A 17,510-nucleotide genomic window follows, 5' to 3' on the forward strand; every position below is an offset into this window, starting at 1 on the left:
TCAGGCCGTGCGCGCGGCGGCGAGCTGCCACCGGAGCAGGTCCGAGTTCGTGTGGTCGATCTCGCTGGCGACGTAGAGCGCGGCGAACACGATCAGGATCGCGGCGGCCATCGTCAAGCGAGGGTGTTTGGCGTGAAGTCGGTCGAGCCAGCGCATCACGAAGCCCTCCGGGGCTGCTGCAGCGCGAGCGCTTCGATGGTCAGCATCGTGCGGAACAGGATCTGCTGCGTGACGAGCGGGTCGCTCACAGTCACCGCGCCGAGCGCCGCCTTGCTGATCAGCATCTCCAGCACCTTCGGGATCGCGGCGGCGTCGCCGAACGCGCCGCATGCCTTCACGTAATCGCCGATCGCTTGTTCGGCGAGTTCGCCGCAGGCGGCCGGCGGTAGAAGCGACGCGGGTCGCGGTTCGCGATAGAAGCGGTTGTTCTTCATGCTCATCACGCACCTCCCATCGGCCGTTCGATCTGCATGCGCCCGGCCTTGATGAGCGCCGCGTCGAGCGCCATCCGCACGCCGCTCGTGAGCAGCGGCTGGCGCCGCTCGCGGCGCGCCGCATCGTCGTCGGCGGCGATGATTTCGAGGACCATTGCCAGGTCGGGGCATGCTTCCATCAGCTGCCTGTCAGCGTCGCTGATCGTGAGTTCGACGGTGCCGCCGTAGCAGAACTTGCAGCAGCTGACCTTCGCCTCAAGCACCGATTCGTAGTGGCCCGGCGCTCTGCTTTCCAGGCAGTTGCCGACCCATTCCCACGGGCCTGGCGAGTGATTCGTCGTGTTCATCAGGCCACCTTCACGTAGGCGTAAGTGCGGGCTACCGCTCGCGGCATCCAGCCGGCGCTGATCGGCACGCGCGGCGTGCGCGTCAGGCGCGCGATCATCCACGCGCGGCGCTGCCGGCGGTTCAGGTGCGCGGCGTACCGGCGCAGGGAGGGGCGGAGGGCCATCGGGCTCACGACGTCGCCCCGTTCTCGATCGCAAGCAGAGACTGGATCTGCGCGTTGATGTCGGTAACGCGGGCGTTGAACTCGGCCTGCAGCTCCTTCTTTTTGCGCTCGAGGTTCGCGACGATCCCCACGCGCAGGTCGAGGTCGTCGGGGACTTCGACTTCGAATTCGTGCGGCGCGACCATGACCACCTTCTCGTCGTACTTCGTCACGTCGTATTGCGCGAACGAGAACATCAACGATGTGTTGTGAAGCCGCTCGGCAAAAATGAAACCCTTGATCTGCACTTTCATGTCACACCTCGGTTGCCTGTGGTGGTTGGAGTCGTTGTGTCGCTCGACCCTCAGGGGATGGCCCTCACTGCGCCGCCCGCCGGCGGCTCCACGCTTTGGCTGCGCGTAGATCCGGTTGCCGGCTAGGAAAACGCCGCTGGCTCGGTGCACGTTCGTAGCTGCGGAGGCCATCCGCTGAAGGTGCCGGTTACCCTCGTCCGGCGCCGCGCTTCGTTGGCGGCGGCTGGCGGACACGCCCGGCGTCCGCGACGGCCCGGGCCTGCAACTTCCGCCCGGGTGCTCGGCGTGCGTCAGGTGGCGGCCGGCGCGTCTTCGACCTTCGTGTACGGGTGCTTCTTGTCGTACGGCTTGATGTGCTTGCCGAAGTGCGAGCCGATCGACTCGGCCGCCTTGAGCGCTTCGAAGTCCTCGACGCTGAAGTTCGCGTAGTGGTACAGCGACGTCGGTGCGCCGGAGGTGCGGTTCTTGAAGCGGATCGCGAGCGTGTTCGTCGCGGGGTCGTGGCCGATCGCGTGGATCTGCGACGATTCGACTTCCTGCACGGGAATGTGCGGGGCGGTGGTAGCGGTATTCATGTCTGCCTCTCGGTCTAGTGGAACAGCGGGTACTGCTGCGCGGCGCGGCCGCGCGTTACAACGACTGCACGTGGTTGATCACCTGCTGGACGGTCTGCAGCCTTTCCTCCTGGTCCTCCGTGATCTCGATGCCGAACTCGTCTTCGACGCTCATCACGATCAAGAGCGCGTCGAGTCTGTCGGCGCCGAGGTCATTCACGATGTGCGCTTCGTTTCGCACTTCGGAGACGTCGATGGCGAACTGATCGGCGACGATCTTCTTGACGCGTTCCTCGACGTTTGCGTGTTGCACAGCGCTCAAGGTGTTTCTCCAGTTGGACGGCGGTTGGTGGATCAGCGCGGCCGCACCATTCGGCCGCCGCTGTACGCGGCTTCGATGCGCATGGCCCGGCACTGCGGCAGGTCGTGCAGCGTCAGCACCTGGTACGTGCGACCGTCGAAGCCGAGGAATCGGATGTGTCCGTCCAGGCTCTTTCGGGCCGCTCGATGGGATGCTTTCGTGACTCGCATGTCACACCTCGACATTCAGGCGCCGCGCGCGTCGGCGTACCCGGCGCGGTAGGCGGTATCGAACACACTGCAGGGCGCGAACGGGCGGCCGAGCATCCGGTCGTTCCACCCGCGCTGGTACGAAGCGATCGCGTTCACGTCAGGCCTCGGCCGCGATCAGGCCGTGCTGCTCGGCCAGCTGCTGCGCGAGCTCGCGCTCGCCCGATGCCGCGTAGCTGATCGCTCGCGCGGCGGCGTTCATCTGCACGTGGTCGTCGCGCTGGTACGCGTCGGCGTGAGCGTGCTTCAGTGCGGAAAGCAGATCGGGGTGCATCGTCTTTCTCCTGTAGCGGGAGGGGTTAGGCGCGGGCCGTCTTCGCGATGGTCTCGACGCGACGCGCGATCCGATCGGCCGCATCTTCTGCGTCGCGCTGCGATACGCCCGGAATTTCCAGAAGATGCTCAAGAGCGATCGACTCGACGCGCTCACGGGTAACGTCGGCGAAACGCTCGTTGAACACGCGGCAGGCGTTTTCGAAGTCGGCGTCGAACTGTTGCGCGGCGTGATGGCCGTCGATGTACTGGCGCAGTTCCGTCTTGTTCATCTGCCAGAAGAGACGTTCGGCTTGCGGCTTATCGGTGCGAATCAGTGCGTTCATCGTCGTTCCCCTTCGTGGTTGCGTTGATCAGCGCGGCTGCGTCGCGACGATCGCGGCGTGAATCTGGTCGGCCACGGCATGCAGCTCGCGGTTCACGACGCTGCCGATGACCGCTGCAACGGCGAGAACGAGAAGGACGATTGCGATGTGCTTCATGGCCGGCTCCTGCTGATCTGTGGAGGTGGTTTGCCTCCCTCGTTGGACTGAACTATACGTCAACGAATAGAAATGTCAATGCGTGAATGAATAGATTTTCGCGGGCAACGTCCGGGCGTGAAAAAAGCCCACTGACGCGGAATCAGATGAAAAAAGCCCCGCTCGGGGCGGGGCTAGGTCTTGAGGGTGATGCGCGGGTTATCGATGCGGCTTGTGGTGGTCGGCCGTCTGCGAGTCTGAGACTTTCGGAATGATGGTGCAGCGACACCCGAGTTTGTGGGTGCAACCTTTCAATGGAACCTCGGGGCCGTCGTCAAGGTGGTATGGGCCGCGAGGGAATGTCTTGCAGAACCCGCACGAATCTCTCGCATGGACGATCTCGAAGCCCTGGACAACATCAGATTCGCGCCATTCCTGAAGCTTCCGGACTGTGTACATGTGGAACTCCAGCATTCGTATTGCGACTTCCGTAACCATCCCTGAGCTGAGACTGATGTGACGGTATTCAGCGACGCGCGGGACGTGGCCGCCAAAAGCTTGGATTGCAATTGGCAACAATTGCTCGAACTCTTCCTGCGTGAGGTCGTTGAGATAAGCCGGACGCTCGGAATAGTGCAATCCAGCGTGAAGGTCAATTCGCTCCCAATAGGGAAGCGGTGGTCGAACTGGATCAGCCGAGTGTGCCACAGGCACGTTGCTCGACATCAATTCGTCGTGAAATCGTTTCTCGGACGCTCCGAAAGCGCGCTTTAACCAAACGCGGACGGTTTCCCAGATAAACGCCATCACGGTCTCCGGAGTTACATATCGAGTTCGGCCTGGATGCTTGTGACGATCGCGGTTTCCCAGTCTTGTCCTGTGATCTGGACCATGGACCGCTTCAGGCTTTCGACTTCGACCGTGTACACGGGCGCACCTGGCCGGTTCGGCGAAATGAAAACGCCCACGACCTCACCCCATGTGGCAATGCCGGCTCGTGCCTCGGACCGGATCAAGCCGCGGGCCTTGTCGCTCTCCACGATCGTGAGATTCCGGCTCATGCTGCGGACCGCCGCCTTCCAGATCTCGTCGTATGTCTTTCCCTGCACGAGAAACTTGCGGCCGCTACCGGGTTGAAGGCTGTCGACGGTCGCGCACGAGGGAAGGGCGGCGACAGTGGCGAGAAGTAACAGGAACCGGCGCCGCGCGCCGGATGGGCTTTTGATCTTTCCCACGTTGGTCCCCTGGTCAAACTGCTTTTTATTCGGAGCAAAACCGCAGCAGCTTCGATCCCAAAATGATCCACGGTTCCAGGAGAGAGAAGGCGTTGTGCTCGTTGACCTCCACCAGCCCGAAATCGATTTTGTTTCCTTTCAAGTCGATGTACAGATGCGTCGCGCCATCGTCAAAGCGCGACGGTGGCGCGGCGGCTCGCTCGCGCGGCGGCTCTCGCCCGCGCCGATAATCAGCCAGCACCACGACATTGTCATGTGCCGGTTCCCCGTTTCCGTGATCCACGTCGTGCTCTCGGCGTCATGCTGAGATGTTCGGTGCCGCGCGATTCAACGGTAACCCCAAGCCTGAAAACGCTGATCAGAGCATTCAGCGTCTCTTCCGTTACGCGCCCCTCGGCGACGGCCGCCAGCAACTCGTCAGCGAACCGTTGCGCGATCTGTTGGAGATCATTATTTACTCTGAGGGATGAATCCGGAGAACTGGGGTTTACGACCTCTTCAGTATTTCCTGAATTTGCCGTGGGGTCACGCCATTTCGCCTCGACCAGCGTTGTTCTGCCGTCTCGGTCGATGATGACGTTGTCTGCAACGTACTTCGGGCCGCGCTCAGTGAGCAGCCATTCACAGGTAACGCCGAACGGGCGCGCCAACTTCACGACGGTTTCCATCTCCGGCGCGCTGGATTTCTTGAGCAATCGGCTGATCGTCGGCTGCGGGACGCCAGACGCACGGGAAAGTGCGCTCTGACCTCTGGTGCCGCTAAACAGCGAGTGCGCCTGCATCAGCTCGTCCAAGCGGTCACCGAATCCTCTATCGGTAGTCTCGTTCATGGCCCGGACTATGCGAGCGTGCATAGGATCGGTCAAAGACACATTCATTTGCGCATTGACATCTATTCAACCGTGTATAGAATGCAGTGCATGGACACGTCGACACCTACTCAACTGCTGGCCGATATCAAGGCCAAGACCAAGCTCAGCGAGATCGCAATCGCTGAGCGGCTTGGCACGTCGCAGCCGACAGTCAATCGGATCCTCCGCGGTAAGTCGGAATGCAAGTCGGGAACGTTGCTCGCGATCCAGAGGTGGCATGGCGAACTCGCGCTCGAACCGACTGCGGAGGGTGACGCCAATCGAAAAGCGGGCGAAACCGTGACCTGACAACGCATCGAATTCTCTGCGGCGCGCATGCGCTGCGAGCACCAGTGGTCTCCTCGCGCAAACCCCGTGCGCGTTGGTTCGCCCCGCTCTAGGGCGGGGCTTTTTTACGCCTGAACCGTCCGCGTTGTGCGGGCGGTTCTTCGAAAGTCCGGGGGCGGGGTGGTCGTGGTGCATGCGGCTTCCTTCGCGTAGTTCACGGACCTCATGGTCCTTTTTTTGGGCCGCAACGAGAAACCCTAGGAACCCCTAACTATATGGGGAGCAAGGGGAAAGACGGGGTGCGGCATCCGACAAAACCAAGCGGGGGGCGCTTCGGCGCTATCTGGATGCAGACCAAATTGTTCTACGAAGACGAGCATGAGGCGCTTCAGCTCATGGTCTCGAACAGCGGGAAGACGATCAAGGAAGTCGCATCGTTCCTCTGGCCGGACATGAAACCCGAGAGCGCATACGCGAAGTTGAAGACGTGCCTGAACCCGAAGGGCGACGAGAGCCTGCGCTTCGGCCAGGTGATCGCGCTGATGCGCTTCTGCAACAGCTACGAGCCGCTGGAGTACGCGTGCGACGAAACGATGCACGCGCGGCCGGACCGGAAGGCACCGGAAGACGACGTCGTGAAGCTGACCGAGACGATCCAGTCGGCCGCCGACGTACTCACGAAGGCATCCGCAGCGCTCGAGCGAATTCAGGCTCAGGCGCTCGCGATGGGCACCGTGAAGAGGGCAGCATGAAATCCCAGACCGCGACCGGGCGTGCGCTCGAGCAACGCATTGCCGAGCTGAAGCTGACGCGCGACGTGTATCCAATCGCCGACCCGCGGCTCGCCGAGGTGTCGGAAATCCTTCATCGAATCTGCGCAGCAACAACGCTCGAGGCGGCCCGCTGGATGGCCGGCGACGCACTCGTGCAGCTTCGGGCCTACGCCACATCTTGCAGTCAGGACGGGTGCCATGGGGCGAATTAGGACCGTGAAGCCTGAGCTCTTCACGCACGAGGATCTGTTCGAAGCCGAACAGGAGACAGGCCTCCCGCTTCGCGTCGCATTCATCGGCCTGTTCACATGCGCTGACCGCGAGGGCCGCTTCAAATGGCGCCCGCGCACCCTGAAACTTGCCGTACTACCTCACGATGAAGTCGACTTTTCACGCGTGCTTGACGCGTTAATCACGCGTGGATTTGTCGTGAAGTACGCGTCGGAAACGGGTGAGGAAATCGGCCTCATCCCGACCTTCACGAAGCACCAGGTCATCAACAACCGGGAAACGCCGTCCGACCTGCCTCCGCCTCCCGCTGACCTTGATCTGACGGGCGTTTCGACGCGTGCCCCCACGCGTGATTCACGCGTCGATGACGCGTCAAACACGCGTGCTCAGGGGAAGGGAAAGGAAGGGAAGGGAAAGGAAGGGAAAGGAAAGGAACTGGAAGGGAACAATTCCCCCCATACCCCCCTTTCGGGGGGCAACGAGTCTGATGCGGGTGATTTGCTCGGTGACGGCGGCACGAAGCAGAAACGCGAGCGCAAGCCGACCATCGCATTGCAGACGTTTCTCGCCGACTGCAAGGCCAAGGGCGAAAAGCCTATCCCGCCTGCTGATCCGGTCTTTGCGTACATCGCCCGCGTCGGTATTCCCCGCGAGTTTTTGCAACTGCACTGGCTCGTGTTCAAAGCCCGATACACATCGCCGGGAGCGAAGCGATACAAGGACTGGCGCGCGGCGTTCCGGAAGTCGATCGAGGGGTGCTGGTTCAAGCTCTGGTTCATGCGACCGGATGGCACGTGTGAACTGACCACGCAAGGCCTGCAAGCCCAACGCGAGCACGGAAGGGAGGCAGCGTGAACGACAACCGCTATACCGCGTTCCTGCGCCAGAAGATCCGTATGGCGAAGTTCGAAGGGTTCGACGTGTTGCCCGACGAGATCAACCCGAGGCTCAAGCCGCACACGCGCGACATCGTGCGCTGGGCGTTGAAGGGCGGCCGGCGTGCCGTGTTTGCCTCGTTCGGCCTGCACAAGACAGCGACGCAGCTCGAGCTTATGCGCCTGATCGGCAAGCATCGGTCATGCCTGCGCGGCATCGTGATGCCGCTCGGTGTGCGGCACGAATTCATCGGGCAGGCTGCCGAGCATTTCACCGGCGAATGCAGTGTGCCGGTGCGGTTCATCCGCTCAGACAGCGAGATAGGCGACGAGCGCGAGGTCTACCTGACGAACTACGAATCCGTTCGCGACGGCAAGGTGACGCCGAGCCTCTTCGGTGCGGCTAGCCTCGACGAGGCGAGCATCCTGCGTAGCTACGGGAGCAAGACGTTTCAGGAATTCCTCCCGCTGTTCGATGGCGTCGAGTTCAAATTCGTCAACACGGCCACTCCGAGTCCCAACCGCTTCAAGGAGCTGATCCACTACGCGGCGTTTCTCGGCGTGATGGACAGCGGTCAGGCACTCACGCGCTTTTTCCAGCGCGACAGCGAGAAGGCCGGGAACCTGACGCTGTACCCGCACAAGGAAGAGGAATTCTGGCTGTGGGTCGCAAGCTGGGCGGTGTTCATCCAGCGTCCGAGTGACCTTGGCTACAGCGACGAAGGCTATGCGCTGCCAGAACTTGACGTGCGGTACCACGAGGTGCCGACCGACTACGCGAAGGCTGGCACAGACCGCGACGGCCAGGTGCTGATGTTCCAGGATCCGGCGCTCGGTCTGAGCGCGGCTGCAGCCGAGAAGCGCGATAGCCTGCCGGCACGCATCGCGAAGGTGACGGAGATCGTCGACGCTGATCCTGCTGATCACTTCGTTATCTGGCACGACCTTGAGACGGAGCGCCATGCGATACAGGATGCGTTGCCGGATGCCGTCAGCGTATGGGGCACGCAGGACCTCGACGAGCGCGAGCAGCGGATCGTCGACTTCGGCCACGGCGCGTACCGCCTTCTATCGACGAAGCCGGTCATTGCTGGCTCGGGCTGCAACTTCCAGCGGCACTGCCATCGCGAGATCTTCGCGGGCATCAGCTTCAAGTTCAACGACTTCATCCAGGCAATCCACCGCGTTCAACGCTTCCAGCAGCCGCACCGCGTGCGCATTGACATCGTGTACAGCGAGGCCGAGCGAGAGGTGCTGCGAACGCTGCAGCAGAAGTGGGCGCAACACGACCAGATGGTGCAGAAGATGACCGAGATCATTCGCAAGTACGGACTCAACCAGCTCGCGATGCAGGAGACGCTCGCGCGCTCAATCGGCGTCGAGCGTATCGAAGTGGTCGGAGATCGATTTTCAGTCGCGAACAACGACTGCGTGGAAGAGGCAAGTCAGCTGCCGGACAACCACGTCGACCTGATCGTGACATCGATCCCATTCGCGAACCACTACGAGTATTCGCCGAGTTACAACGACTTCGGACACACCGAAGACAACGACCACTTCTGGCAGCAGATGGACTTCCTGACGCCGCAGCTGCTGCGCATCCTGAAGCCGGGCCGCATCTACGCCTGCCACGTGAAAGACCGCATCTTGTTCGGCAACGTAACCGGCGCCGGCATCCCAACGGTCAGCCCGTTCCACGCCGAGGCGTTATTCCACGGCCGCAAGCACGGCTTCGACTACTGCGGGATGATCACCGTCAACACCGACGTCGTGCGCGAGAACAACCAGACGTACCGCCTCGGCTACACCGAGATGTGCAAGGACGGCTCGAAGATGTCCGTCGGCTCGCCTGAATACGTGTTGCTGTTCCACAAACCACAAACCGACCGCACGAAGGGATACGCCGACGTGCCGATCCGCAAGTCGAAGGACGAGTACAGCTTGGCGCGCTGGCAGATCGATGCGCACGCTTTCTGGCGCTCGAGCGGCGACCGGCTGCTGACCGCCGAAGAACTCGCGGCGCTCGGACCTGATCAGCTCGCGAGCCTGTTCACGAAGTACACGCTCGCGAACGTGTACGACTATGAGTTCCACGTCAAGATCGGTGAGGAACTTCAGGCTCGCGGCGCGCTGCCGTCAACGTTCATGAGCCTCGCACCCGGCTCGCATCACCCGGACATCTGGCATGACGTCACGCGCATGCTGACGCTCAACGGCGAGCAGGCCAAGAGAGCAGTCGAGAAGCATGTCTGCCCGCTGCAGTTCGACATCGTTGATCGCCTGATCGAGCGCTACAGCAACCCCGACGAGCTCGTGTATGACCCGTTCTGCGGACTCGGCACCGTGCCGTACCGCGCGATCCTGAAGGGACGGCGCGGCGGCGGATCGGAGCTCAATCCGACTTACTTCATGGATCAGGTGCATTACCTGAAAGCGGCCGAGCGGCAATTTGCGATGCCGTCGCTGTTTGACGCCGTCGAGGATGCAGCATGAACGCCACCGACCAGTACTTCGAGGACGGCGTGCGCGCCGTGCCGCAGAGCATCGAAATGGAGCAGTCGGTGTTGGGCGCGCTGATGCTCGACAACGATGCGATTGACCGGATCGGCGAGCTGCGCGCCGAACACTTCTTCCGATACGAGCACAGGATCATCTTCGAAGGGATCACGAAGCTGATCGTCAGCGGCCGATCAGCTGACGTCATGATGGTGTTCGAATGGCTTGGATCGAGCGGCCACCTCGAAAAGACGGACGGCCTGCCGTATCTGAACTCGCTGGTGCAGCACACGCCAGGCTCCGCCAACATCGCGCGGTACGCGCAGATCGTCATCGACCGCGCGAAGATGCGCCAGCTCATCGCGGCGGCTGACGAGGTGCAGGCCGAGGTTTTCAACCGGAACGGGAAAAGCGTCGACGAGCTTATCGCCTTCGCTCAGCAGAAGTTCGAGCCGCTGTCCGATGGCCGCACTGACGGCCCGAAGGGCGTCGGTGAATACCTGACGGAGGTGGTTCAGCGCCTCGACCAGGAATACCACGGCGCCGCGCCCGTCGCGATCTCGACGGGCCTTAGCGACCTCGACTTCAAGCTCGGCGGCGGAATCAACGGTGGCGACCTGATCATCATCGCCGGGCGCCCCTCGATGGGTAAGACGGCTCTGGCGATGGCGATCGGCGAGCATGTCGCCGGGCACGAGGGAGCCGTCGCGATGTTCTCGCTCGAGATGCCCGGCAAGCAACTGATGCAGCGCGCGATTGCGCGGCATGGCGACCTGCCGCTGCATCTGGTCCGCAACGGATCGCGGATGACCGATGCGGACTGGCCGAAACTCACGCACGCGGTGCAGGTGATCTCCGAGATGCCGCTCATGATCGACGACAGCGCAGGCTTGTCGCTGCCCGAGGTTGCGAGCCGCAGCCGCGCGGTGAAGCGGAAGGTCGGCCTGAAGCTGATCATCGTCGACTACCTGCAGCTGATGACGGGCGGTCCGGACGAGCGCCACGACTTGCGCATCGGCAGCTACTCGGCTGGCCTGAAAGCGCTCGCGAAGCAGCTCGATGTGCCGGTGATCGCGCTGTCGCAACTGAACCGCGGCCTTGAGCAGCGCCCGAACAAGCGCCCGCTGATGTCCGACCTGCGCGACTCCGGCGCGCTCGAGCAGGACGCGGACACGATCATCTTCGTCTACCGCGACGAGGTCTACCACGAGAACTCGTCGGAGGCCGGCATCGCCGAGGCAATCATCGCGAAGCAGCGCAACGGCGCGCTAGGCACCGCGTACCTGTCGTTTGTTCACGAGAAGGCGATGTTCGGTGATCTCCCGATGGGATATGTGCCGACGCCGCGTCAAAAGCCGCGGCAACCGCGGGAGGAAGGCTGCGAATGATCACGACCGAATTTGACGTCGCGCCGACGCCTGTGCGCGCGCCGACCTTGAACATCCTCGCGCTGGACCTCGGCACGAGCTGCGGCTGGGCGCTGGCGCGCGGCGCCGACGTGACGTACGGCACGAAGAACCTCGCGGCGCGTGCGAAGGACGGCCCCGGCCAGCGTTGGCTGAAGTTCCGCGCGATGCTCGGCAACCACTACGCGGCCGCCGGCGAGATCCACGCCATCTACTACGAGCACGTCAGCGCGCACGGCCCGCGCGAGCGGCCGAACGTTATCGCCGCGCACGTGTACGGCGGCTTTCTCGCGCACCTCGAAGCGTGGTGCGACGTGCAGCGCGTGCGCTTGGTGCCGGTGTCGGTCGGCACGGTGAAGAAGGTGTGGACGGGGCGCGGCAACGCGAACAAGGACGCAATGATTGCCGAGGCGCGCAAGCGCGGGTTCAAGGTCGGCGCCGACGAAGACGATACGGCTGACGCGCTGGCGATCCTGCACCTCGGCCTGAAGCAGGAGGGCGTTTGATGGGCGTGCCATGGACACCTGAGGAGGACGCGATCGTGCGCGAGATATGGGCAAGCGACCAGACGACGAAGGCTTTGGCGCATCGTCTTCCGAATCGGTCGGTAAATGCGATACGTCAGCGCATGACCGACCTGAAACTCTCACGCCGCGGTGGCGCCGCGCGGTCGCACTTTCGGTGGTTGGAGGGTTTGATCGTCGCCGAGTTGGGGAAAGGGCGGCCGCTTACGCCACACCAACTGGCCGAGCTCACCGGCGGATCGCTCGCGCGTGTTCGTGAGCTCCTGCGCATGGGACACGGTGTGAAGTTCTTCATCGCCGGCTGGTCGCGTGTTTCGGATCGCGGTTGCTTGCTGCCGAAGTGGGCGCTGGGCGCTGAAGACGATGAAGCCAAGCCGCCCCGCATGACGAAGCGAGCTGCAAACGCGAAGTACCAGGCGGCGCTGCGCGCGCGGCGCGATGGCGATAACCCGTTCCACGTAGCAATGGCTCAGGTGAGCCAGAAGGCTGCCTGATGGAGCGCCTGATCATGGACGGCCGCATTGCCGACGTTCCGGCCGGACGCCCGGTCGCACTGCAGTGGCGCGAAGGATACGCGGTGCTCGCCGCGTTCGGCCGGCGCGCGCACTGGTTCCGGCGCGAGGCGCCGCGCGCGGTTTCGATCGACGGCGTGCCGCAGTTGGTGACGCCGGTGTCGACGGCCTGCGGCCACACCCGGTTTGAAGTCGGGCCGGCCGGGCTGCTCGAGCGCGGCGAATTCGAAGTGTGTCAGCGCTGCGCGGCGGCGCGCGGGGAGGGAACGTGAACTGCAAACCTGGTGATCTGGCGTACCTCGTTGCATCCGACTTTCAGGAAAACATCGGTCGAATTGTCGAGGTTACGAAACAGGGGTGGATGGAGGACGGGCGCTGGGTATGGACAGTGATTTCGTCGGCGCCGCTGACTGGATGGATTCTTGAGCCATTGAGCGTCGGACGTTCGACGATGGTGAACGTCTTCGATGACGAGCTGCGCCCGATCAGCGGCGTGCCCGTGACCGACGACGTCAAAGACGAGGTGCCGGCATGAGCGGATTCGTGATCCAGCTTGGCGTCGACGGCGTCTACACGAAGCAGGGTGGCCCAGCACTTCAGCCGCGGCAGCCTGTGCTGCTCAACCAAGGCGTGTTCGAACTGCCGCAGTACTGCGAGGAATCGCGCGGCGAAGTGCTGGTCGCGCGCGAGTGGCGGATCCCGTTCGGCTTTGGGCACTTCCTCGTGCGCGAGTTCCTGCCGGTCGCCGAGGCGCCGAAAGCGGGGTGGCCGTGGTGACAGTTCCCTTCGATGGCCGGACGTTCGACTTGGTCTGGTGGGACGAGTGCGCTATCGCGCCGACGTGCCTCGTGATTCCGCCCGCGAACCGGTGGGCCGCGACGCGCGCGCTGCGCTATCGCCGGCGCCCGGTCCAGCGCACCGCGAGCATGCGCCGCGCGCGGAAGCTGAAGTACAGGTGGTACCGATGACTGCGCGCCTGATCGGCATCCCGAAACTGCTCACCTTTCGCAGCGAACGCCTGCGCCGCGCCGTCACGATGCTGCCGTGCATGCAGTGCGGCATCGAAGGCCACACGCAGGCGGCGCATGCGAACTACGGCAAGGGCGGCGGCCTGAAGGCGAGCGACGCTGCGCTCGCCGCGCTCTGCTGCGACCGGCCCGGCGTCCGCGGCTGTCACGCGCTGCTCGACCAGGGCGGCGTGCTGCCGAAAGCCGAGCGCCGCGCGTTCGAGATGGAGATGGTGGCGAAGACCTACATCGCGCTGATGGAGCGCGGCTTACTGGAGGTGTCGAAGTGAAACGATGGTTCAACATGCTGGCGCTCGACGCGCTGATGGGCGGTTGCTTCTATCTCTGGCGCGTGACGGGTCTAGACGGCGCGCGCAACGTGCTGCTGCTGATCGGTTGGCCGCTGGCGATCTGCTTCCTGCTCGTCGGGATGCTCTCCGATGTCAAAGACACCCCGAGGGAAAGCGCTCTGCGGGAGGTGTACGGCACTCTTTCGAATTTCGTGATCGTCTGCGCTTTCGCATGGTTCGGCGATCGTTGGCTGGCTGCGTGCTGGCTCATCGGCTTCGTCCTGCTGCGCGCGCGGCTGCACGCGGCCCGCATGAAGGAGGCTGCGTGATGCACAAGCGCCTCTACATCATGTCGCCGGCCGAGTACGAGCTGTTCACCCTGCAATGCAACCCGCCGGCGCTGCTCGTCGTGCAGCGCGGTGGCGAGGTTTGCTGGAACCGCACCGAGGGGGCCGAGGCGTTCTGGACTGCGCTCGGCGAGGTGAACGGCTTCGACTGGACGACCGCCGAGGCGTGCGATGGCCTGCACGTCGCCTACTACCGCGCGGTGCCGAAGGAGGCGTCATGACCTGCATCGTGGCGTTGCGGCACGCTGACCGCGTGTACATGGGCGCCGACTCGGCGGGCGTGGCTGGCTTGACTCTTTGGGAGCGTGCTGACCCGAAGATATATCGGGTGGGACCGTACCTGATCGGCTTCACCACATCCTTCCGGATGGGGCAGTTGCTCGGCCACAGCCTGAAGGTTCCCGAGCAGCCCGACGACGTCGATACGTTCGCGTTCATGTGCACGACGTTCGTCGACGCCGTGCGCAAATGCCTGAAGGAAGGCGGCTATGCGATTCGCGAGAACGAGCGCGAGGCGGCCGGCACATTCCTGTGCGCATACCGTGGCCGCATCTTTCGCGTCGAGGGCGACTACCAGATCGGCGAGGGCGCGCTGAACTTCGACGCGTGCGGATGCGGCGAAGAAATCGCGCTCGGTTCGCTGTACAGCACGGCAGGAATGGACCCCGAGCAGCGTGTCAGGACTGCGTTGTGCGCGGCTCAGCGCTTCTCGGCCGGTGTGCGCGAGCCGTTTCTCATTCAGGTGTCGGCATGAGCACGATCGCCGCCTACGAGCCGCTGACGGACGCCGAATGGAAGTCGGTCGAGCCGCTGTTCAACACCTACGTCTATCAGCGCGGCGCGCCGGCGCGCTTCAGCGATCGCGTCTGCCTCGACGCCATCCTGCACGCGATGACGCTCGGCTGCGCATTCTCGGAACTGCCCGAGAACCTGGGCTACCCGAAGCGCCAGGCGCTGTACCGGCGCGCGGTGTCGATGCGGTCGTCGAAGGCGCTGCCGAAGGCGATCGCGATCCTGCGGCGCGACGGCCGCGCGCTGCCCGAGGAACCGGAGGTCGAGCTGGAACCGGAGAAGACGCCGGCCGCGCCGTGCAGCTTCGGCGCGCAGGCGTCGATCGAAGCGATGCAGGCGGCGGCGCGCGAGCGGCTGGAGCTCGGGCTGCCGCCGGACTGGAGGGACGATCATGGTCAAGCCGATTGAAGAGGCGTTCCAGCGGTCGATCGAGCGCGCCGTGTTGTCAGCCGCATCGAAAGATGACGATGCTCTGCTGACGGAACAGGAGCGGTTCGCGCTCGCCTTCGTCGCTCGCGTTCCGGTCGCGACCGAGACCATCGGCACCACTGTCCACTATCGCATCTGCGGCCTGGTTGGTTTCGCGAAGGTTTGCGGCCAGTGGCAGGTCTACCACCGGAGAGACGCCGATGTCTGACCGCCTCTTTCACGCGTTCATGCTGCGCTCGCCGATGGTCTGGGCGTCCGTCGTCCAGGTGGTGAAGGCGCACGCGCAGTCGTTCATCGACCGCGGCAAGCCGCTGATGGTGATCGTCACGAGCCCGGACCACGACGCGCTCGACTCGCAGCGCGCGTTCTGGCACGGCGTCGTGCTGCCGCGTATCGCCGAGGAAGTGCCGGACGACGACGGCGAGCTGCAGCCGACGACGTACTGGCACGAGAAGCTGGTGCTCGAATTCCTTGGCATGGCCGAGACGGTGAGCGACGGCGGGAAGATCCGGCGCACGCGCCGCTCGACCGCGCGCGGAAAGATCACGATCGGCGAGTACGCGGACCTGATCACGCGCACGCAGGCATGGGCCGCACAGCGAGGTGTCGAATGGGACTGAACAACTGGCTGACCTTCCACTTCGACGCGTTCTTCGGCTGCGCGCCGGCTGACACCTATTACGACCCGGTCGACGCGTGCGCGTGGCCGCAGGCGGACGGCGGTCGCGAAATTTGCAGTAAGGCTCCGGTGACTATGTTCTACCGCGTGAGCGGGACTGGAGTCGTCGAATTCATGTTCAGGCAGGCCACGCGCGACGTCATCTTTGACCTCGGCAGCGGACGCATCGACGCGAAGTATCTGCAGGACGTCCTGCGTGATCCGTACTTTTACATGGTCCAAGCGCTTACCGCGAAGGTCACGTTCCCGTCGCTCCGCACGTGCGAGCTCGAAATGCTTCCGAAGGAGGAGGACCCGCAATGTTCGAATGGCTGAAACGACTGGTCGCGCGACGCGAGCTCGAAGAGCTGGACCGCTGGCGCCGGCTGCACGAGAGCGTCCCGGAACTCCATCCCGAGCAGGTCGCGGGACCGTATGGCGGCCAACCTTGGACGCCGCCGAAGCGGTATCGCGGTCGCTTGGCCGGCGTTGAGCTGACGCCGCTCAGCGGCGCGCCGACCGTGCTGTTCTCGGAAACGCGTCGAGCGGAATACCACGCAGCCGCGCGGCAGCCGGAGCGCGACGCCGCGATGCGCGCTCAGTGCGAGCTGCGCGAGCGCGGCATCGACTACCGGTTCCTCGGCGTGACCGGAGAGGAGGATTCGTGAAGACGATGCTAGTACTGGCTGCGGCGGCCGGCGCCGTGGCGCTACTGGGGTGGTGGATCGTCCCGCTGGCCTACGGCGCGCTCGCCGTCCTGATCATGGATGCCCCGTTGGGCCCTCGCGGCCGCTGACGGCGATCGAAGATTCCGCCCACATCCCAACACCTACAACCGGACACGCAATGGACGCCATCTTCCGCTCCACCCAGCAAGCTCTCCACGTCGCCTACCTCGTCATGTCGGAGCCCGTCCGCGAGAAGAACGGGCTCCGGCTGACGCTCATTCGCATCATCGAGTCGATCGGCACGCTGAACAAGCGACAGGCCGCGTTCCTCGACTACCTCTACGGCAGCGCCGACGGCACCGTGAACTTCTCCGGCCTGTCGCCGCTGGAGGTCCGCGGCCAGTGCGCGATGATCACCGCCGCCGTCCTGCACCAGCTGCCGCCGGCCGAGCGCCACGCGGTATGGGTGCGCTACGGGCGCGGCACGCAGCGCAAGGAGGGCGTCATCTGGACGTCGAAGAAGCTGCGCGCGACGCTGAACCTCACGAACCTGAACGCCGTCCGCTACTTGGTCGCCGAGCAGTCGCTACCGAAGGACGAGCGCGACCCGGAGAAGACGTTCAAGTACATCGCGAACGAAACGGGCGTGCCGGTGCGCACGCTGGAGCGTGCGGCGCAGCAGATCCGGCTGCAGATGCGCGCGCTGGAGAACCGCGCGTATGACGCGCTGACGCCGATGTTCGTGCGCGACGAGCTTGTGTGTACGCCGGACGAGGTGGTGGCCGCATGAGCGACGAAATCCGCGTGGGTGATCTCGTCGAGGTCATGAGGATGCGCTGCTATGGCGGCATGTGGGTAGAGATCGTATGGCTACGCGCCATCGTGGTCGAACTCGGCGATACGGCGATCGGTATCGAGTTCACCCCTCCGGAACAGCATGCGATTCCTCGTGCGTGGATCGAGCGCCATCGGGAGAACGATGTGTGGCGACGCCTGACGTAGAGGTGATCGCCTGAAAAAATCGTGAAAGCC

At 63.9% G+C, this 17,510-nt stretch carries 39 protein-coding genes; 23 read left to right on the forward strand and 16 right to left on the reverse strand.

From position 1 onward, the window contains the following. From BX604_RS38975 to BX604_RS14630, 16 genes are all read right to left on the reverse strand, one after another. The gene (locus BX604_RS38975) at positions 1 to 159 is read right to left on the reverse strand and encodes a hypothetical protein (RefSeq protein WP_179894807.1); all 159 of its coding nucleotides are present in this window, start codon (positions 157 to 159) and stop codon (positions 1 to 3) included. Beyond that, entirely contained in the window at positions 156 to 440 is a 285-nt protein-coding gene (locus BX604_RS14585) for a hypothetical protein (protein WP_257146319.1), read from the reverse strand. Before BX604_RS14585 ends, BX604_RS38975 begins: the two co-directional genes overlap by 4 nt. Beyond that, entirely contained in the window at positions 440 to 781 is a 342-nt protein-coding gene (locus tag BX604_RS14590) for a hypothetical protein (RefSeq protein ID WP_098551410.1), read from the reverse strand. The genes BX604_RS14585 and BX604_RS14590 overlap by 1 nt, the downstream gene beginning before the upstream one ends. Further along, positions 781 to 945, reverse strand: a complete 165-nt coding sequence (locus BX604_RS38980; RefSeq protein WP_179894808.1) for a hypothetical protein — start codon at positions 943 to 945, stop codon at positions 781 to 783. The genes BX604_RS14590 and BX604_RS38980 overlap by 1 nt, the downstream gene beginning before the upstream one ends. 5 nt (positions 946 to 950) lie before the next feature. Beyond that, positions 951 to 1,238 carry a hypothetical protein gene (locus tag BX604_RS14595; protein ID WP_098551411.1) on the reverse strand — a complete coding sequence of 96 codons (288 nt, stop codon included), beginning with the start codon at positions 1,236 to 1,238 and terminating at the stop codon, positions 951 to 953. 290 nt (positions 1,239 to 1,528) lie between these two features. After that, positions 1,529 to 1,813, reverse strand: coding sequence for a KTSC domain-containing protein (locus BX604_RS14600; protein WP_098551412.1), 285 nt, complete (start codon positions 1,811 to 1,813; stop codon positions 1,529 to 1,531). A 55-nt stretch (positions 1,814 to 1,868) separates the two neighbouring features. Continuing rightward, positions 1,869 to 2,105 carry an acyl carrier protein gene (gene acpP, locus BX604_RS14605; RefSeq protein ID WP_098552879.1) on the reverse strand — a complete coding sequence of 79 codons (237 nt, stop codon included), beginning with the start codon at positions 2,103 to 2,105 and terminating at the stop codon, positions 1,869 to 1,871. Between the two features lie 41 nt (positions 2,106 to 2,146). Next, on the reverse strand, positions 2,147 to 2,323 hold the full coding sequence (locus BX604_RS38985; RefSeq protein WP_179894809.1) for a hypothetical protein: 177 nt from the start codon (positions 2,321 to 2,323) through the stop codon (positions 2,147 to 2,149). A 15-nt stretch (positions 2,324 to 2,338) separates the two neighbouring features. Beyond that, a complete protein-coding gene (locus BX604_RS39600) occupies positions 2,339 to 2,461 on the reverse strand; it encodes a hypothetical protein (protein WP_257146320.1) in 123 nt (40 codons plus the stop codon). Position 2,462: 1 nt separating this feature from the next. After that, a complete protein-coding gene (locus BX604_RS38990) occupies positions 2,463 to 2,636 on the reverse strand; it encodes a hypothetical protein (RefSeq protein WP_179894810.1) in 174 nt (57 codons plus the stop codon). Between the two features lie 25 nt (positions 2,637 to 2,661). Further along, complete coding sequence (locus BX604_RS14610) at positions 2,662 to 2,961, reverse strand: hypothetical protein (protein WP_098551413.1); 300 nt, start codon at positions 2,959 to 2,961, stop codon at positions 2,662 to 2,664. Positions 2,962 to 2,988: 27 nt separating this feature from the next. Continuing rightward, positions 2,989 to 3,117, reverse strand: coding sequence for a hypothetical protein (locus tag BX604_RS39605; RefSeq protein WP_257146321.1), 129 nt, complete (start codon positions 3,115 to 3,117; stop codon positions 2,989 to 2,991). A gap of 198 nt (positions 3,118 to 3,315) precedes the next feature. After that, complete coding sequence (locus BX604_RS14615; protein WP_143748031.1) at positions 3,316 to 3,903, reverse strand: hypothetical protein; 588 nt, start codon at positions 3,901 to 3,903, stop codon at positions 3,316 to 3,318. Positions 3,904 to 3,917: 14 nt separating this feature from the next. Beyond that, complete coding sequence (locus BX604_RS14620) at positions 3,918 to 4,331, reverse strand: hypothetical protein (RefSeq protein ID WP_098551415.1); 414 nt, start codon at positions 4,329 to 4,331, stop codon at positions 3,918 to 3,920. Positions 4,332 to 4,356: 25 nt separating this feature from the next. Then, a complete protein-coding gene (locus BX604_RS14625; protein WP_143748032.1) occupies positions 4,357 to 4,614 on the reverse strand; it encodes a hypothetical protein in 258 nt (85 codons plus the stop codon). Continuing rightward, positions 4,583 to 5,125 (reverse strand): helix-turn-helix domain-containing protein, encoded by a 543-nt coding sequence (locus BX604_RS14630; protein WP_257146322.1) that lies wholly within the window; start codon positions 5,123 to 5,125, stop codon positions 4,583 to 4,585. Before BX604_RS14630 ends, BX604_RS14625 begins: the two co-directional genes overlap by 32 nt. 126 nt (positions 5,126 to 5,251) lie before the next feature. Here BX604_RS14630 and BX604_RS14635 point away from each other — a divergent pair, with 126 nt between their 5' ends. The 23 genes from BX604_RS14635 to BX604_RS14735 all read left to right on the forward strand — a co-directional run bounded on the left by BX604_RS14635 (position 5,252) and on the right by BX604_RS14735 (position 17,480). Then, a complete protein-coding gene (locus tag BX604_RS14635) occupies positions 5,252 to 5,491 on the forward strand; it encodes a helix-turn-helix domain-containing protein (RefSeq protein ID WP_143748033.1) in 240 nt (79 codons plus the stop codon). Positions 5,492 to 5,817: 326 nt separating this feature from the next. Further along, positions 5,818 to 6,222 (forward strand): hypothetical protein, encoded by a 405-nt coding sequence (locus BX604_RS14640; RefSeq protein ID WP_098551418.1) that lies wholly within the window; start codon positions 5,818 to 5,820, stop codon positions 6,220 to 6,222. Continuing rightward, positions 6,219 to 6,455, forward strand: a complete 237-nt coding sequence (locus BX604_RS14645; RefSeq protein WP_098551419.1) for a hypothetical protein — start codon at positions 6,219 to 6,221, stop codon at positions 6,453 to 6,455. Before BX604_RS14640 ends, BX604_RS14645 begins: the two co-directional genes overlap by 4 nt. A gap of 4 nt (positions 6,456 to 6,459) precedes the next feature. After that, complete coding sequence (locus BX604_RS14650; protein ID WP_143748034.1) at positions 6,460 to 7,329, forward strand: hypothetical protein; 870 nt, start codon at positions 6,460 to 6,462, stop codon at positions 7,327 to 7,329. A 128-nt stretch (positions 7,330 to 7,457) separates the two neighbouring features. Continuing rightward, on the forward strand, positions 7,458 to 9,842 hold the full coding sequence (locus BX604_RS14655) for a DNA methyltransferase (RefSeq protein WP_257146323.1): 2,385 nt from the start codon (positions 7,458 to 7,460) through the stop codon (positions 9,840 to 9,842). Then, on the forward strand, positions 9,839 to 11,233 hold the full coding sequence (gene dnaB, locus BX604_RS14660) for a replicative DNA helicase (RefSeq protein ID WP_098551421.1): 1,395 nt from the start codon (positions 9,839 to 9,841) through the stop codon (positions 11,231 to 11,233). Before BX604_RS14655 ends, dnaB begins: the two co-directional genes overlap by 4 nt. After that, positions 11,230 to 11,757 (forward strand): polynucleotidyl transferase, encoded by a 528-nt coding sequence (locus BX604_RS14665; protein ID WP_098551422.1) that lies wholly within the window; start codon positions 11,230 to 11,232, stop codon positions 11,755 to 11,757. Before dnaB ends, BX604_RS14665 begins: the two co-directional genes overlap by 4 nt. After that, entirely contained in the window at positions 11,757 to 12,269 is a 513-nt protein-coding gene (locus tag BX604_RS14670; protein WP_098551423.1) for an SANT/Myb-like DNA-binding domain-containing protein, read from the forward strand. Before BX604_RS14665 ends, BX604_RS14670 begins: the two co-directional genes overlap by 1 nt. Next, positions 12,269 to 12,559 carry a hypothetical protein gene (locus tag BX604_RS14675; RefSeq protein WP_098551424.1) on the forward strand — a complete coding sequence of 97 codons (291 nt, stop codon included), beginning with the start codon at positions 12,269 to 12,271 and terminating at the stop codon, positions 12,557 to 12,559. The genes BX604_RS14670 and BX604_RS14675 overlap by 1 nt, the downstream gene beginning before the upstream one ends. Beyond that, positions 12,556 to 12,822, forward strand: coding sequence for a hypothetical protein (locus tag BX604_RS38380; RefSeq protein ID WP_143748035.1), 267 nt, complete (start codon positions 12,556 to 12,558; stop codon positions 12,820 to 12,822). Before BX604_RS14675 ends, BX604_RS38380 begins: the two co-directional genes overlap by 4 nt. Next, a complete protein-coding gene (locus tag BX604_RS14680; RefSeq protein WP_098551425.1) occupies positions 12,819 to 13,064 on the forward strand; it encodes a hypothetical protein in 246 nt (81 codons plus the stop codon). The genes BX604_RS38380 and BX604_RS14680 overlap by 4 nt, the downstream gene beginning before the upstream one ends. A 187-nt stretch (positions 13,065 to 13,251) precedes the next feature. After that, the gene (locus BX604_RS14685) at positions 13,252 to 13,584 is read left to right on the forward strand and encodes a hypothetical protein (RefSeq protein WP_098552882.1); all 333 of its coding nucleotides are present in this window, start codon (positions 13,252 to 13,254) and stop codon (positions 13,582 to 13,584) included. A 14-nt stretch (positions 13,585 to 13,598) separates the two neighbouring features. Then, positions 13,599 to 13,913, forward strand: coding sequence for a hypothetical protein (locus BX604_RS14690; RefSeq protein WP_143748036.1), 315 nt, complete (start codon positions 13,599 to 13,601; stop codon positions 13,911 to 13,913). Further along, positions 13,913 to 14,152: a hypothetical protein gene (locus BX604_RS14695; RefSeq protein ID WP_098551427.1), complete on the forward strand. Its 240-nt coding sequence runs from the start codon at positions 13,913 to 13,915 to the stop codon at positions 14,150 to 14,152. Before BX604_RS14690 ends, BX604_RS14695 begins: the two co-directional genes overlap by 1 nt. Then, positions 14,149 to 14,685 (forward strand): hypothetical protein, encoded by a 537-nt coding sequence (locus BX604_RS14700; protein ID WP_098551428.1) that lies wholly within the window; start codon positions 14,149 to 14,151, stop codon positions 14,683 to 14,685. The genes BX604_RS14695 and BX604_RS14700 overlap by 4 nt, the downstream gene beginning before the upstream one ends. After that, positions 14,682 to 15,131 carry a transposase gene (locus tag BX604_RS14705; protein ID WP_098551429.1) on the forward strand — a complete coding sequence of 150 codons (450 nt, stop codon included), beginning with the start codon at positions 14,682 to 14,684 and terminating at the stop codon, positions 15,129 to 15,131. The genes BX604_RS14700 and BX604_RS14705 overlap by 4 nt, the downstream gene beginning before the upstream one ends. Further along, complete coding sequence (locus tag BX604_RS14710; protein ID WP_098551430.1) at positions 15,115 to 15,360, forward strand: hypothetical protein; 246 nt, start codon at positions 15,115 to 15,117, stop codon at positions 15,358 to 15,360. Before BX604_RS14705 ends, BX604_RS14710 begins: the two co-directional genes overlap by 17 nt. Further along, positions 15,353 to 15,772, forward strand: a complete 420-nt coding sequence (locus tag BX604_RS14715; protein ID WP_098551431.1) for a hypothetical protein — start codon at positions 15,353 to 15,355, stop codon at positions 15,770 to 15,772. The genes BX604_RS14710 and BX604_RS14715 overlap by 8 nt, the downstream gene beginning before the upstream one ends. Continuing rightward, positions 15,763 to 16,146 (forward strand): hypothetical protein, encoded by a 384-nt coding sequence (locus BX604_RS14720; RefSeq protein WP_098551432.1) that lies wholly within the window; start codon positions 15,763 to 15,765, stop codon positions 16,144 to 16,146. Before BX604_RS14715 ends, BX604_RS14720 begins: the two co-directional genes overlap by 10 nt. Continuing rightward, on the forward strand, positions 16,131 to 16,478 hold the full coding sequence (locus BX604_RS14725) for a hypothetical protein (protein ID WP_098551433.1): 348 nt from the start codon (positions 16,131 to 16,133) through the stop codon (positions 16,476 to 16,478). The genes BX604_RS14720 and BX604_RS14725 overlap by 16 nt, the downstream gene beginning before the upstream one ends. Next, positions 16,475 to 16,606, forward strand: coding sequence for a hypothetical protein (locus BX604_RS39610; RefSeq protein WP_257146324.1), 132 nt, complete (start codon positions 16,475 to 16,477; stop codon positions 16,604 to 16,606). Before BX604_RS14725 ends, BX604_RS39610 begins: the two co-directional genes overlap by 4 nt. Before the next feature lie 50 nt (positions 16,607 to 16,656). Next, positions 16,657 to 17,268, forward strand: coding sequence for a hypothetical protein (locus BX604_RS14730; RefSeq protein WP_098551434.1), 612 nt, complete (start codon positions 16,657 to 16,659; stop codon positions 17,266 to 17,268). Continuing rightward, the gene (locus BX604_RS14735; RefSeq protein ID WP_098551435.1) at positions 17,265 to 17,480 is read left to right on the forward strand and encodes a hypothetical protein; all 216 of its coding nucleotides are present in this window, start codon (positions 17,265 to 17,267) and stop codon (positions 17,478 to 17,480) included. The genes BX604_RS14730 and BX604_RS14735 overlap by 4 nt, the downstream gene beginning before the upstream one ends. Positions 17,481 to 17,510 lie beyond the last annotated feature (30 nt).

Origin of the sequence: Burkholderia sp. JKS000303 (genome assembly GCF_002563755.1) — a bacterium.
Lineage (GTDB): Bacteria > Pseudomonadota > Gammaproteobacteria > Burkholderiales > Burkholderiaceae > Burkholderia > Burkholderia anthina_B.

Bases quoted from the DNA above. Each gene is read 5' to 3' on its own strand.
- BX604_RS14585 (WP_257146319.1), bottom strand. From the start codon at position 440: ATGAGCATGAAGAACAACCGCTTCTATCGCGAACCGCGACCCGCGTCG.
- BX604_RS14590 (WP_098551410.1), bottom strand. From the start codon at position 781: ATGAACACGACGAATCACTCGCCAGGCCCGTGGGAATGGGTCGGCAAC.
- BX604_RS38980 (WP_179894808.1), bottom strand. From the start codon at position 945: ATGGCCCTCCGCCCCTCCCTGCGCCGGTACGCCGCGCACCTGAACCGC.
- BX604_RS14595 (WP_098551411.1), bottom strand. From the start codon at position 1,238: ATGAAAGTGCAGATCAAGGGTTTCATTTTTGCCGAGCGGCTTCACAAC.
- BX604_RS14600 (WP_098551412.1), bottom strand. From the start codon at position 1,813: ATGAATACCGCTACCACCGCCCCGCACATTCCCGTGCAGGAAGTCGAA.
- BX604_RS38985 (WP_179894809.1), bottom strand. From the start codon at position 2,323: ATGCGAGTCACGAAAGCATCCCATCGAGCGGCCCGAAAGAGCCTGGAC.
- BX604_RS38990 (WP_179894810.1), bottom strand. From the start codon at position 2,636: ATGCACCCCGATCTGCTTTCCGCACTGAAGCACGCTCACGCCGACGCG.
- BX604_RS14610 (WP_098551413.1), bottom strand. From the start codon at position 2,961: ATGAACGCACTGATTCGCACCGATAAGCCGCAAGCCGAACGTCTCTTC.
- BX604_RS39605 (WP_257146321.1), bottom strand. From the start codon at position 3,117: ATGAAGCACATCGCAATCGTCCTTCTCGTTCTCGCCGTTGCAGCGGTC.
- BX604_RS14615 (WP_143748031.1), bottom strand. From the start codon at position 3,903: ATGGCGTTTATCTGGGAAACCGTCCGCGTTTGGTTAAAGCGCGCTTTC.
- BX604_RS14635 (WP_143748033.1), top strand. From the start codon at position 5,252: ATGGACACGTCGACACCTACTCAACTGCTGGCCGATATCAAGGCCAAG.
- BX604_RS14640 (WP_098551418.1), top strand. From the start codon at position 5,818: ATGCAGACCAAATTGTTCTACGAAGACGAGCATGAGGCGCTTCAGCTC.
- BX604_RS14645 (WP_098551419.1), top strand. From the start codon at position 6,219: ATGAAATCCCAGACCGCGACCGGGCGTGCGCTCGAGCAACGCATTGCC.
- dnaB (WP_098551421.1), top strand. From the start codon at position 9,839: ATGAACGCCACCGACCAGTACTTCGAGGACGGCGTGCGCGCCGTGCCG.
- BX604_RS14665 (WP_098551422.1), top strand. From the start codon at position 11,230: ATGATCACGACCGAATTTGACGTCGCGCCGACGCCTGTGCGCGCGCCG.
- BX604_RS14670 (WP_098551423.1), top strand. From the start codon at position 11,757: ATGGGCGTGCCATGGACACCTGAGGAGGACGCGATCGTGCGCGAGATA.
- BX604_RS14675 (WP_098551424.1), top strand. From the start codon at position 12,269: ATGGAGCGCCTGATCATGGACGGCCGCATTGCCGACGTTCCGGCCGGA.
- BX604_RS14680 (WP_098551425.1), top strand. From the start codon at position 12,819: ATGAGCGGATTCGTGATCCAGCTTGGCGTCGACGGCGTCTACACGAAG.
- BX604_RS14685 (WP_098552882.1), top strand. From the start codon at position 13,252: ATGACTGCGCGCCTGATCGGCATCCCGAAACTGCTCACCTTTCGCAGC.
- BX604_RS14690 (WP_143748036.1), top strand. From the start codon at position 13,599: ATGCTGGCGCTCGACGCGCTGATGGGCGGTTGCTTCTATCTCTGGCGC.
- BX604_RS14695 (WP_098551427.1), top strand. From the start codon at position 13,913: ATGCACAAGCGCCTCTACATCATGTCGCCGGCCGAGTACGAGCTGTTC.
- BX604_RS14700 (WP_098551428.1), top strand. From the start codon at position 14,149: ATGACCTGCATCGTGGCGTTGCGGCACGCTGACCGCGTGTACATGGGC.
- BX604_RS14705 (WP_098551429.1), top strand. From the start codon at position 14,682: ATGAGCACGATCGCCGCCTACGAGCCGCTGACGGACGCCGAATGGAAG.
- BX604_RS14710 (WP_098551430.1), top strand. From the start codon at position 15,115: ATGGTCAAGCCGATTGAAGAGGCGTTCCAGCGGTCGATCGAGCGCGCC.
- BX604_RS14715 (WP_098551431.1), top strand. From the start codon at position 15,353: ATGTCTGACCGCCTCTTTCACGCGTTCATGCTGCGCTCGCCGATGGTC.
- BX604_RS14720 (WP_098551432.1), top strand. From the start codon at position 15,763: ATGGGACTGAACAACTGGCTGACCTTCCACTTCGACGCGTTCTTCGGC.
- BX604_RS14725 (WP_098551433.1), top strand. From the start codon at position 16,131: ATGTTCGAATGGCTGAAACGACTGGTCGCGCGACGCGAGCTCGAAGAG.
- BX604_RS14730 (WP_098551434.1), top strand. From the start codon at position 16,657: ATGGACGCCATCTTCCGCTCCACCCAGCAAGCTCTCCACGTCGCCTAC.
- BX604_RS14735 (WP_098551435.1), top strand. From the start codon at position 17,265: ATGAGCGACGAAATCCGCGTGGGTGATCTCGTCGAGGTCATGAGGATG.